We start from the raw sequence: 12,474 nt of genomic DNA on the forward strand, positions 1-12,474 counted from the left end.
AGATGAAGTTCTGGATCTAGAATTCTACGGGGCCGTCGAGTTCGTGGACCTGCCATGGCAGGCCATGATTGTTCAGCATGTCCATGAAATCATCCGGGTCGAGTTGTTCCATGTTCCACACGCCGGGCTGGGTCCAGTTGCCTTTCAGCACCTGTGCCGCGCCGATCATGGCGGGGACGCCGGTGGTGTAGCTGACGGCCTGGCTGCCGACCTCGGCATAGCATTCTTCGTGGTCGCAGATGTTGTAGATGTAATAGGTTTTCTCGCCCGAGCCGTCCTTGGCCTGGCCTGTGGCGATGTCGCCGATGCAGGCCTTGCCCTTGGTTTCTGCGCCCAGATCGCCGGGATCGGGCAGCAGGGTTTTCAGGAACTGGATCGGGATGATTTCCTTGCCGTCATGCATCACCGGGTCGATGCGGGTCATGCCGACGTTCTCCAGCACTTTGGCGTGGGTGATGTAGGCGTCGCCGAATGTCATCCAGAAGCGGGCGCGCTCGATCTCGGGGAAGTGGGTGCTGAGCGACTCCAGTTCCTCATGATACATCAGGTACATGTTCTTAGGGCCGATGGCGGGGAAGTCGAACTCGACCTTGTGGGTCATGGCGGGGCTGGTTTTCCACTCGCCTCCTTCCCAGTGACGGACTTCGGCCAGTACTTCGCGCAGGTTGATTTCCGGGTTGAAGTTGGTGGCGAATTCCTGATCGTTGCTGCCGCCATTGGCGTCCAGCACGTCGATCTGACGGATCGTGTCCAGCTTGTGTTTCTTGAGCCATTTGGCAAAAACACTGGTCACGCCCGGATCGAAGCCCGAACCGAGGATGGCGGCCAGACCGGCCGCTTTGAAGCGCTCCTGATAGGCCCATTGCCAGTGGTATTCGAACTTGGCCTCATCCTCGGGCTCGTAGTTCGCGGTGTCGAGATAGTGGATGCCCGCCTCGAGACACGCATCCATCAGGACCAGATCCTGATAGGGCAGGGCGAGGTTCACCAGAATCTCAGCACCGGTTTCCTTGATCAGCTTGACTGTATCTTCGACCTTGTAGGCGTCCAGCTCGGCGGTTTTGATGTCCACACCGACGCGATCCTTCACAGCAGCGGCGATGGCGTCGCATTTCGATTTCGTGCGGCTGGCCAGAGTGATTTCGGTGAAGATGTCCGAATTCATCGCCATCTTGTGCACGGCTGCGTGGGATACGCCGCCCGCGCCGACAACCAGTGTTTTGCCCATGGTCTGTCTCCTTCTTATTCGTAATAGGTGTAACCGTTGATCGAGTCGCGATAGGCGCTCATCAGGGTTTTGCGGTCCTTGGCTTGCAGAGTACCGGTCGAGATCGCCTCGTCCACCATTTTGCGGAAGGCGGCGACGCAATCCTGTGGGTCGAACTCGACGTAGGATAGCACCTGACTGATCGTGTCGCCCTCTTGTTCGTGCAGCAGGTCAAAGCCGCCATCGGCGCGCAGGTCGATTGTGACGACGTTGGTGTCTCCGAACAGGTTGTGCAGATCGCCCAGGGTTTCCTGATAGGCACCGACAAAGAACACACCCATGAAATACTCGTCATCCTCGGGCAGGGAGTGCACCGGCAGGCTGGGCGAGACGCCGTCGGCCAGAATGAACCGGTCGATCTTGCCGTCGCTGTCGCAGGTTATGTCGGACAGTACAGCACGACGGTCCGGTGCTGTGTTCAAACCTTGCAGCGGCACGATCGGGTGCAATTGGTCGATGGCCCAGACATCCGGCAGGGATTGGAACAGCGAAAAGTTGCAGTGGTAGATATCGGCCACTTTCTCAAGCTGTTCGTCCACGTCCGTGTCCAGCTCATCACTGGCCACGAGGGCCTTGAGACGGGCCATAAGTGACAGGTAGATCCGTTCGGCCCGCGCCATCTGGCGCAGGTCGACATAGCCGCGGCGGAACAGGGCGCGCAGCTCGTTGCGATAGAACGTGGCGTCGTTCCAGCATTCCTGCAGGCGGTCGCTGCTGAGATAGCTGTTGATCGCGGCGAGGTCGGACACCAGATGGTGATCGTCGGCCTCGACCTCGGGGCCGGTGGGCGCGTCGTACAGTGTGGTTTCCAGTACGTTGAACACCAGCATCGAAGAGGTCGCCACCACAGCACGGCCACTTTCGGTGACCAGCGTGGGGTGATCAATTTCGGCCTCGTCCATCGCATAGGCTACGGTTTCGACCACGTTGGCACAGTATTCTTCGACCGTGTAATTGATCGAGTTCTCAGCGGCCTTTTTCTCGCCAGTATAATCCACGCCCATACCACCGCCGAGATCCAGATGGGTCAGCGGCACGCCTTCGCGCGTGAGTTCGGTGTAGTAGCGGCACGCCTCACCCACGGCGCGGCGCACATCGTTGACGTCCTGCACCTGTGATCCAAGGTGCGAGTGTTGCAGTTTCAGACAATGCAGCAGGCCCGCCGCTTTCAGTTTGTCCACCGTGGCGACAAGCTGATCGGTGTTCATGCCAAAGGCAGACCGGTCGCCCGAGCTTTCTTCCCATTTGCCGCTGATCTGGTTGGTCAGTTTGACCCGTACGCCGATCAGGGGCTCGATGCCCAGCTCGTTATAGACCTCGATCACCGTGTCGGCCTCTTTCGGGCTTTCCAGAACGATGACTGTGTTAAAGCCGATCTTGCGGGACAGGATGGCCAGCTGAATGAATTCGGCATCCTTGACGCCATTGCAGACGATCAGCGCCTCGGGGGCCAGACGGTGGGCCAGCGCCACGACCAGCTCGGGTTTGGAGCCAGCCTCAAGCCCATAGTTGTATTTCTTTCCGAACTCGACAATCCGGTCGACCACCTGCGCCTGCTGGTTCACCTTGATCGGGAAAACGCCACGATAGCTGCCCTTGTAGTTCACGCGCGCGATGGCGTCGTGGAAGCTTTCGTTCAGATGCGCGATTTCATGTTCCAGATAAGATGTGACGCGCAACAGCATCGGGGCCTTGATGCCCCGGTCGTCCAGATCGGAAAGAATACCCGGCAGGCTGATCGCATCGGCCTCGGGCCTCATTGGATTGCGCAGACCGATCTCGCCCTGCTCCGTCACCTCGATGAGGCCCTTGCCCCATTTCTCAACCCCGTAGATGGAATGCGGTGCGTCGGGCGTCTGTTTCAATCAAGTCGGTCCTTGTTTCAGGGGTGCCAGTTTCGCGCCCGCCAATACGGCAGCAGTTTGATTCGTCCAAGTGTAATCTGTGTGACGCGAATTGCCGAATTTACGCGGAAGTATGGACCGGGATCAAGTGGTTGTCCCATTGGCAATCCGGCCGGGCCGAGATCCGGGCGGTGTGCGTCAGGGAGCCGACCTTGCCCGTACCGGTGGTAAAGACGAACCCCGATTTGTCCGACCCCAGTCCGCAGACATCCTCAAGCGCAAAGGCCGCTATGAAAGCGCCGGTCGAGACGTCGAACTGATGCAGCGCATTGCCGCGTGGGCATGTGATCGCAACGGTCGTGCCGTCCCCGGCAAAGGCGATGCTGCCTGCGTATCCCTGCAAGGTGTTTTGCTGTGCCTCAGGGGCTGCCAGCAGGCGTGCAGCTTGGCCGCGTTGATGCAAGCCCAGCAGCGGGGGGTGTTCGGTATTGCCGCCCTGCCATTGCATCGCAAACGCCACCAGCCCATCAGGGCGCACCGCCAGATGGCGGATCGAGTTCTTGTGCAGCGCAGGGGGCAGTTCCACCTGTTCCTGCACCGTGCCGGTCAGGTCCAGATAGGACAGGTTCGGCTGCATGATGGGCAGGTTCAGCTTGGTGCGGCCCATATCCGGGTGGGTTTCAATGCCGCCATTGGCCACCACCAAGGTCTTGCCATCCGGCATCAGCCGCATGTCATGGGGGCCAACCCCGTTTGAGGCAAACTCGGCCACGCGGGAATAGTCGGACGTGTGCCAGACGCCGATGACCCCCTCACCGGCCTCATAGTCGTTTTCGGTGGTGTAGAGCCTTGTCCCATCGGTTGAAAAGACACCATGGCCATAGAAATGGCGGCCTTTGGGGGCGTTCAGCCGTGCGGTTTCGGTTCCTGTGATGCAATCAATGACGATGGCAAAGGTTCCGGGGCGGCGGGCAAAAGCCACGGCCTGGGCGCGGTGGGGATGCGCTGCGGCGGCGTGGCCACGGGCGGGCAGGGGCAACGAGAACAGGATGTCTCCGTCCGCGGTCAGGCCCGCGAGACGGTAAGAGCCATCGGGAAACAGTGCAGCGGCCAGATAGTCGGGTGCACCCACGGCCGCCCATCCGCGCAGTGGGGTCAGGCTGGCGGCGGCCAGACCGGCCAGAAAATGGCGGCGGCTGGTCATGGCTCAGTCCCCGTCCAACGAGTTGAACCCGGCGCTGATCCCAAGGGTCGGGCCAAGTTGGGTTGCTGCAATCGCGCGAATGTCGCTGATCGATTGTTGCAGGGCTTCGACCCGGAACCGACCCTGCGGCGTGGACACGCCCTGAAAGGCCAGATCACCCAGCGCCTGCGCGCGGGTGATGGCGCGGTCAAAGGCGGCATCCAGTTCCGCCGCAATGTCCGGGTGGTCCGAAGACAGGCGCCGGGCCAGATCGCGCAGGGCCGTCAGCGACAGTTCGACATGGCGCAGTGACCTCTCGGACCGACGGGCCTCGGCCCGGTTGGGGCGTGGGCGGTCGAATGTGCCCAATGGCCGTCCAAGCCGCGTGTCGCCGGTGAATTCCAGCCCGGTCATCAGTGATTTGTACAGCTCTTGCATGGCCTCATCGCCGGTGCGGTAGGGGCTGTCACCCCCCGGGGTCTTAAGGACCAAGGCGTAGTCGGCCCAATCGGTATCCATGGCCGTCGCGTTTCGGGCAATGTCCGACGCGATGGCCTGAACCAGCGCGCAGCGATAGGCGGCGCTGCCCTGATCCGCCAGTTGGGGTTCGTAGAGCATGAGCTCAAGCGCAAAGAACCCGCGCCCCGCGACTGAGGTTTCCGCAAATTCTGCGGTGTCCTGAACGGCGGCATCTTCGGACGCGATCATGCGCCCCAGCGCCTTGGGTGTGTGGCCTTTGGTGTCGGGCCAAAAGGCCATGGCAAAGGCGCGGTCCTCGACTTCCGAGGGTCCAAACCGCAAATGACTGACCGAGATCCAGTCGTCGAACGCACCGTTGAACGCGGCCCTTATGCTGGGCGCATCTGCCTGGCAATCAGCCTGCGCAGCTTGCGCCAGCCCCTCGGCCGATGCTGACAGCGCGGCCATGCGCGGCAGGATGTGGCCGTCTACCGCGTCGGTCAGGATCGGCCCGCGATCCTGCGCCCCGGCGCTGAAAGGAAGTGTCAGGGCAAGTGTCAAAGCAAAAGCGCGCATAGGTCAGAGACTTTCCAGAAAACGAATAAGGGCGTCGCGGTCGGGTTTGGGCATCGAAACGACGGTGTCACGGGCCGTCTGTGCCTCGCCCCCATGCCACAGAATCGCTTCGAGCAGCGAGCGCGCGCGCCCGTCATGCAGGAACTGGGTGTGGCCAGAAACCTGTTCGGTCAGGCCAATCCCCCACAGCGGCGCGGTGCGCCATTCGCGGCCCGTCGCACGTGCCTCTGGGCGGTTGTCGGCCAGCCCTTCGCCCATATCGTGCAGCAACAGGTCGGAATAAGGCCAGATCAGCTGAAAGCTGTGCTCGGCCCGATCCTCAAGGCGATGCGTCACAAAGGCCGGTGTGTGGCAAGCGGCGCAGCCGGTGTCGTGGAACACCTCTTTGCCGCGCAGCACCTGCGGGTCGTCCACATCGCGACGCTCGGGCACGCCCAGGTTACGGCTGTAGAAGGCCACAAGGTCCATGCCCACTTGGTCGACCTCGAACTCACGGGCATCGCCATCGCCATGGGGGGCGGCAACGCAATCGGTCTGTGCCAGGGTGCAATCGCCATGTCCCGCCGGGAAAAGCGGGCTGGAAATGCCGATGTCTCCGGCAAAGGCGGCTGCGGATTGCTCCATCACCGTTGGCATCCCGGCCTTGTGACCAAACCGGCCCATCATGGGCGCGTCGAACTCGGTCGACCAGACGATATTGGCGCGTCCGGAAATGCCGTCACCATTCGCGTCATCTGGATCGGCACCAGCCAGCAGGTCTTCGACCGGGATCGCCTCAAGCAACCCAAGGCCGATCATCTGAGGGGCCACGCGCGGGCTGATCATGGCGTCAGGGTGCAGCGGGCCATAGCCCAGATCAGCCGCCCTGTAGGTGGGGCGGCGCAGGGTCGCGGTTTCCCCATCCGACAGGTCGACCACCACATCCTCATAGGTGATGTCCAGACGGTATTCGGCCGGGTGGCCGGGCAGGGCGTGGTCCTGCATCTGACCGCCATAGTTGGGATCGGGTTGAGTGGCGATGTAATCCTCGATCTCGGCATAATCGGGGCCACCGGGGATTGATACCCGCAGGAACATCGAGATTGCGTTATCGTCCGGCCCGTTTGGTGTGTGGCCGCGCCCGTCCTTGATGTGGCAGCGCTGGCACGAGCGCGCATTGTAAAGCGGCCCCAACCCATCAGAAGCCAGTGTCGAAGAGGGTGATGAGACCCAGATCTTTTTGAACAGCCCGTTTCCGACCTTGAAGTCCAGTTCTTGCTCGAATTCCAGATTGCCCGATGGCTGCGAGAACGCATCCGCATCCGTCCGCGCCCGAACCGTGGCTGCCCCGGCGGACAGATGTTCAAACCGCTGAGGCGCTGAGAAATCCCGCGGCGCGGCAAGCACGCCGGCAATGCGCGCGCGCTCGGCATCGGTGCGGGGGGTGAAATTCAGGTGATGGTCTTTTAGCTGCGTGGACGGGTCATGCAGGTCTGCCGACCCGACCGCGGTGGCCGCAAGGGCGGCCACTGCAAGAATGGCTGCCCTATTCTTCTTCGTCCATTTTCGAGGCGTTGAGTTGCGCATAATTGGCTTCGCCAATCCTTTCGTACAGATCAAGCTGCGTTTCCAAAAAGTCGATATGGCTTTCTTCATCACGTATCAATTGCTCGAACAGCGACATAGAGGCATAGTCCGCAGCCTCGCGACAGTAATCGCGCGCCTCTACATATAGGGCCCTTGCGTCTTGTTCCGCGGCGAGATCACATTCAAGTGTCTCTTTGGGGGTTTGCCCAATCCGCAGCGGGTCCAGCTTCTGAAGGTTGGGGTGACCTTCCAGAAAGATGATCCGTTCAATCAGTTTGTCCGCATGCTCCATTTCCTCGATGGATTCTTCGCGGCTTTTCTTGGCCATATGGCCCAGGCCCCAATCGTCCTGCAGCCGGTAGTGCAGCCAGTACTGGCTGACGGCCGTCAATTCATGCCGCAGTGATTTGTTCAGGTATTCGATTACTTTGGGATCGCCCTTCATCTGTCATCTCCTGTGTCGCTCCGGTGCGGAGTGCACGGAGCTGCATGGGGACTTCCAGTTTATCGTTCGACCGCATCGAGTCTAGAAAAAGGGGCATGCACCCACCGCAATCGGCGGATTTGCCAAGGGCGTGGTAGATTTTTCCAGGGGTGATGACAGCATAGGGATCACACGCGCGCATCCAGTCGATGGCGGCGTGAATGTCGTGATCCGTGATATGGGTGCAGTGACATACGATCATGGCTGACAGGGCTCTGAGTCTTATTTCTTACTTCTTTACTCAGTTATTTTTAGTGGGTCCAGAGACAAAAGGTCTCGGCGGTCATCACAAAAAAGAAGCGGCATTTTCATGCCGCTTCTCTAATAGGTGAATCCGGGTGTTTTACTGGAACACTGCGTCCGGGTTATCCAGGCTGTCCGAGCCTTCGAAATCGATTTGGTCCAGCTCCAGCGTGCTGACGATCCGCTCGATTGTTTTGGTCTGATCAACCAGACCGTTGACGCCGCCCATGATCAGCGCTTCGCCACCTTCGTTTCCGCGCTCCAGCATCTGGTCATAGGCGAAACCTGCCTCGGCGGTCGATTTGATGTTGCCCAGAGCCTTCATCGTGGCGGCCAGCTTGGCCTGCATCTCGGTGTCCAGAGCGGGGTCTGTCGCGACGACCAGATCCGACAGCGATGCGCCAGCGACCGGGGTACCGTCGATGCGGGTGTAGCTGCCCAGATAAACGTTCTGAATGCCCAGCCCATCGTAGTAGTGGCTGTTATGGGTGTTGTCCGAGAAGCAATCATGCTCTTCCTCGGGGTCGTTCAGCATCAGGCCAAGGCGCATACGCTCACCGGCCTGCTCACCATAAGACAGCGAGCCCATGCCGGTCAGAATGGCCGAAACACCTGCGGTTTCGTCGGCGGTCAGTGCAGCGCGTGCTTCACCACCTTCGGCCCACTGAGCGGTGATCCATTCCAGATCGCTGACCAGCAACTCGGTCGCGGCGCTCAGGTACTGGGCGCGGCGGTCGCAGTTGCCGTGGGTGCAATCATCGCCCTGAACGTAGTCTGTGTAGGGGCGGTTGCCCGCGCCTGCGCCGTGGCCGTTCAGGTCCTGACCCCACAGCAGGAATTCGATGGCGTGGTAACCGGTGGCCACGTTCGCCTCGATCCCGTCTGCCTCATGCAGGGTCTCACCCAGCAGTTCGGGGGTGATTTCACTGGCGTCGATGGTTTCGCCGGACAGCTCAAAGCTGGGGTTGGCGATCACGTTCAGGGCCGCGAATTCGTTTTCGTCGCTGGGTCCGCCATAAGACGCGTCAACATAGTCGATCAGACCTTCGTCCAGCGGCCATGCGTTCACTTTGCCTTCCCAATCATCAACGATGGCATTGCCGAAACGGTAAACTTCGGTCTGCTGATAAGGCACACGCGCAGCAACCCAAGCCGCACGGGCGGCGTTCAGAGTGGCGTCCGAAGGCTCGGCGATCAGGGCGTTCACGGCCTCTTGCAGCGCTTTGGCTGCGATCAGGCTGTCGTCATATTTGGCTTCGGCGATATTCGCGTAGGTGTTCAGAACGTCAGCTTTCGACGGGGCATCGGCCGCAAAGGATGCGGTCGCAACGCTCAGGGTCAGGACGCTGGTGGCAGCAAAAAATCTGGTCATTAGGGTGACGCTTTCTTGTCAGAATCAAATAGCACGGGCGCCGCAGGGGCAGCGCGATACGGCGCAAAAGTTGATATATTTACTCAGGCATGTCAACCTGAGTTTTATTGTCGGGAAATCCAATCCCTTCATTTTCCTCCCCATTTTTGGTGGGGCTGCGCCCGATGCGACAAGATTGCACGGAGTGCCAAACGGATTAGAATGTCCTTTGTGATTCCCAGGTAGATGGTGCCTTTTTATGAGACGCGCAGTTCTCGCCCTGATCGTGATGCCCGCACTAGCGATGGCTGAGACCCAGATCATGCATGACCATGGCACGGGCCATCTGGATCTTGTCTTTTCAGAGGATACGATTTCCTTTGCGCTTGCCGTACCGGCCCAGGATATCGTCGGGTTCGAACATCCGGCGCAAAATGATGAGGACCGCGCCCTAGTCGCGGCAGCGATTTCCGATTTGTCCAAACCGCTTGAGCTGTTTGTTCTGCCCGAAGAAGCCGCCTGTAGTGAAGTCACGGCCAATGTCACTTTGTTGGCCGAAGGTCTTGGGGTTGGGGCGGATGTGTCTCAGTCCGCTGAAAGTGATCCGCACTCTGAGTTTCAGGCCGAGTACCAGATACAATGCCAGTCGATTGACGCCCTAGCGCGCATCGATTTCGCCTATTTCGAACGGTTCCCGAATGCGCAGAAGCTTGAAGTTCTGGTGGATCAGTCGGGCCGGTCGCAAGAACACGCAGTGACACGTGCAGAGCCGGGTTTGTCTTTTTAATCCCGGCAAGCTGTCTGTGTGGCAGTTGCCGGCACTTACCAATCGAATTCTGGAAGGGATGGTAGCGGAGGAGGGACTTGAACCCCCGACACGCGGATTATGATTCCGCTGCTCTAACCAACTGAGCTACTCCGCCATGAGTGAGAGGCGATTTAAGCGAGGGGTCCGAGAGGGTCAAGAGGGAAAAGACGGCTCGGGCCGGATTCTTTTTAGGCTCGGTTCAGGCCGTCTCTGTGGTCTGAGGTTCTGATCGTGCGCCGGTGGCAATCTGTCTGATGAACGCAGCGCAAGTATTGGGTTCAGTGATCAGGATCATGTGGCCAGCGCCTTCGATCCGTTCATTGCTGAGGCCGAAACGGGTCATGGGGTCGCCCTGTGCGCTGGGTGACAATAGCGCATCTTCCGAACCGTACAGAATGGCACCGGGCACCTTTAGATCGTTATACCGCGCCATCTGGGCATCAATACTGGCCTCGATGCCGATAACGTCCTGCGACCCGGTGATGAAGGCCGAAGGCCGCAAACCCAAAGCGCCCCCTGCACGATCCAGGAAATCGTCAGGGGCCGGTTCGGGGTGGAATACCGCCCCCAATGTGTAGGGAGCGGTCTTGTAGGCAAGCGGTACGGCGATGGTGTTGCCAATCAGGCTGCGCAGCCATTCGGCCCGGATTTCCAGAGGCTTGAAAACCGGTGGGGTTGTATCCACTTTGTGGGTCAAAGGGGCCAAAAGAGCGAGAGCTCGGGTTTGCTCGGGCCGGTCCAGCGCCATCGCCAAGGACACTGCGCCACCCAGTGAATGTCCCACCAACACGGCGTCCGAGATACTTTTGGTATCAAGGAATTCCTGAATCATGCGTGCCTGTTCGGGCAGTTGACCCAAATCGGCCGCGTCGCGTGTGGAATACCCGCAGCCCGGACGGTCGACTGCGATCACATGAAAATCCTCGGCCAGCATATCGACCAATGCATAGGTAAAGTGCTGCAGCTGTCCTGTCAGGCCATGGATCAGAACAAGGGTCTGTTTGGTAGGATCACCCCGTTCAACAAAGTGGATGCTGCCCCCTGTCACAGGCGTGATATCCCCCAGTTGCGGCACCCGCCGATGCCCTTCAGCCGTCAGTTTCCGGGTCCAAAGGTTCATACCGATGAAAAAGGCAACGATAAGCAGAAGGATTACAAGGAAAGTGTTCATCTCGTCGATCTCCACGTTGGGGTGGCGCCGGTTGGTAGTGTTCCAGTCCGGACCCGGCCATACGCTTTTGATACTCGGATACTGGCCCAGGCCAAAGCGTTGTGTTGCGGCCCTGTTCATCCTGATACCACGACGCGCACCCACCTGCCTGCCAGACGCTGTCGACGTGACGGTCCTGCATTTCCTGTGTAAAGGCGGCCTGTTTTGCAGGGTCCGGCGTAATGGCGCGCAATCCCTTGTCCTGCATCTGATCCAAAACGCGCCCGATATGGTTCACCTGCGCTTCGATCATCAGAACGACCGAGTTGTGACCCAGCCCGGTATGCGGTCCCAGCAGAATAAAGAAGTTCGGGAATCCGGCGATTGCTGTGCCCAGATTGGCCTTCATTCCATCGGCCCAGGCATCGCGCAACGTCAGGCCATCAAGACCCGAGATATCCAGACGTTGAACCACATCTGTCACGTGAAAGCCTGTCCCCCAAATCAGAACGTCCGCCTGCGTCCTGCTACCGTCTGAGGCGACGATCTGATCACCCTCAATAGCCGATACGCCATGGGGAACGACGGTGACGTTGTCGCGCGCCAACGTGGGGTACCAATCATTTGAACTGAGGATGCGCTTGCAGCCGATCCGGTAATCCGGGGTCAGTATTTTGCGCTCTTCGGGATCTGTGATCGATTTCTCAAGTTCGCCGCGCCACATCTTCATGGCAAACTTCACCATCTTTTCTTCGCCGCGGAACACGCGGTGCCGGTATTCAAAGACGGTGTAGATCAGCTTGCGCCGCAGACGTGGTAATAGAGGGATACGTCTGTACATGCGGCGTAACCACGGCGCTATGGGGCCGTCAGGTCGGGGCAGAACATAGGGCGGTGTGCGTTGGAACAGCGTGACATGCGCCGCCATTTTGGCGATTTCCGGCAGGAATTGAACGGCCGACGCGCCACTTCCCACAACGGCAATGCGTTTGCCTGCAAGCGGGGCCTTGTGGTCCCATTCGGCCGAGTGAAAACGAGACCCCGGAAAGCTGTCTGCGCCCGGAATGTCAGGAATGCTGGGTAAATGAAGCGCGCCAATGGCCGAGACCAGAAAACGGGCCGTCCAGTGCTGTCCGCTTTCGGTTTCAACCTGCCAGTTGGTTCCGTCCCACCGTGCCGATTTCAGCTGTTGGCCAAAGTGACACAGATCGTACAGACCTTCATCACGACACACTTTTTGCAGATAGGCCTGGATTTCGGCCCCGCCTGCATAGGCGCGGCTCCAATCTGGGTTCAGATGCGTTGCCATAGAATAGAGGTGCGAGGGAATATCGCATGCGACGCCGGGATAGGTGTTCTCTCTCCATGTGCCGCCTATGTCGCCTGCTTTTTCAAGTATGGCGATGTCGCGGATGCCGTGCTTGCGTGCCTCGATCGCCATGGTCAGGCCCGAGAATCCGGCGCCGACGATCAGCATATCTGTGTGTTGCGCCATGCGCGCCTCTCATTTTGCGACAGTAGCGGTTCACTCAGACTATACGGA

The 12,474-nt window shown here is 59.6% G+C and carries 11 protein-coding genes and 1 tRNA gene; 1 reads left to right on the forward strand and 11 read right to left on the reverse strand.

The window, feature by feature from the left end; genetic code table 11:
• Positions 1 to 16: 16 nt before the first annotated feature.
• The 8 genes from ACRZ94_RS17920 to ACRZ94_RS17955 all read right to left on the reverse strand — a co-directional run bounded on the left by ACRZ94_RS17920 (position 17) and on the right by ACRZ94_RS17955 (position 8,994).
• The gene (locus ACRZ94_RS17920) at positions 17 to 1,228 is read right to left on the reverse strand and encodes a saccharopine dehydrogenase family protein (RefSeq protein WP_480797975.1); all 1,212 of its coding nucleotides are present in this window, start codon (positions 1,226 to 1,228) and stop codon (positions 17 to 19) included.
• Positions 1,229 to 1,242: 14 nt separating this feature from the next.
• Positions 1,243 to 3,132 carry a biosynthetic arginine decarboxylase gene (gene speA, locus ACRZ94_RS17925; protein ID WP_480655824.1) on the reverse strand — a complete coding sequence of 630 codons (1,890 nt, stop codon included), beginning with the start codon at positions 3,130 to 3,132 and terminating at the stop codon, positions 1,243 to 1,245.
• Between the two features lie 100 nt (positions 3,133 to 3,232).
• Positions 3,233 to 4,315, reverse strand: a complete 1,083-nt coding sequence (locus tag ACRZ94_RS17930; protein WP_480655826.1) for a DUF1513 domain-containing protein — start codon at positions 4,313 to 4,315, stop codon at positions 3,233 to 3,235.
• A gap of 3 nt (positions 4,316 to 4,318) precedes the next feature.
• The gene (locus ACRZ94_RS17935; protein WP_480797976.1) at positions 4,319 to 5,329 is read right to left on the reverse strand and encodes an imelysin family protein; all 1,011 of its coding nucleotides are present in this window, start codon (positions 5,327 to 5,329) and stop codon (positions 4,319 to 4,321) included.
• 3 nt (positions 5,330 to 5,332) lie between these two features.
• Entirely contained in the window at positions 5,333 to 6,838 is a 1,506-nt protein-coding gene (locus ACRZ94_RS17940) for a di-heme oxidoreductase family protein (protein WP_480655829.1), read from the reverse strand.
• A 16-nt stretch (positions 6,839 to 6,854) separates the two neighbouring features.
• Positions 6,855 to 7,340: a bacterioferritin gene (gene bfr / locus ACRZ94_RS17945; protein WP_480655831.1), complete on the reverse strand. Its 486-nt coding sequence runs from the start codon at positions 7,338 to 7,340 to the stop codon at positions 6,855 to 6,857.
• The gene (locus ACRZ94_RS17950; RefSeq protein WP_480655833.1) at positions 7,288 to 7,581 is read right to left on the reverse strand and encodes a (2Fe-2S)-binding protein; all 294 of its coding nucleotides are present in this window, start codon (positions 7,579 to 7,581) and stop codon (positions 7,288 to 7,290) included. The genes bfr and ACRZ94_RS17950 overlap by 53 nt, the downstream gene beginning before the upstream one ends.
• A gap of 141 nt (positions 7,582 to 7,722) precedes the next feature.
• Positions 7,723 to 8,994: an imelysin family protein gene (locus tag ACRZ94_RS17955; protein ID WP_480655835.1), complete on the reverse strand. Its 1,272-nt coding sequence runs from the start codon at positions 8,992 to 8,994 to the stop codon at positions 7,723 to 7,725.
• Positions 8,995 to 9,232: 238 nt separating this feature from the next.
• Between ACRZ94_RS17955 and ACRZ94_RS17960 the strand changes: the two genes are divergently transcribed.
• Positions 9,233 to 9,760, forward strand: a complete 528-nt coding sequence (locus tag ACRZ94_RS17960) for a ZrgA family zinc uptake protein (protein ID WP_480655837.1) — start codon at positions 9,233 to 9,235, stop codon at positions 9,758 to 9,760.
• 59 nt (positions 9,761 to 9,819) lie between these two features.
• Here the strand turns inward: ACRZ94_RS17960 and ACRZ94_RS17965 are convergent.
• From ACRZ94_RS17965 to ACRZ94_RS17975, 3 genes are all read right to left on the reverse strand, one after another.
• Positions 9,820 to 9,896: transfer RNA gene (locus ACRZ94_RS17965), tRNA-Met, on the reverse strand.
• 84 nt (positions 9,897 to 9,980) lie between these two features.
• A complete protein-coding gene (locus tag ACRZ94_RS17970; RefSeq protein ID WP_480655839.1) occupies positions 9,981 to 10,952 on the reverse strand; it encodes an alpha/beta fold hydrolase in 972 nt (323 codons plus the stop codon).
• The gene (locus ACRZ94_RS17975) at positions 10,870 to 12,426 is read right to left on the reverse strand and encodes a flavin-containing monooxygenase (protein WP_480797977.1); all 1,557 of its coding nucleotides are present in this window, start codon (positions 12,424 to 12,426) and stop codon (positions 10,870 to 10,872) included. Before ACRZ94_RS17975 ends, ACRZ94_RS17970 begins: the two co-directional genes overlap by 83 nt.
• Positions 12,427 to 12,474 lie beyond the last annotated feature (48 nt).

It is taken from the genome of Ruegeria sp. CH10 (assembly GCF_056537125.1).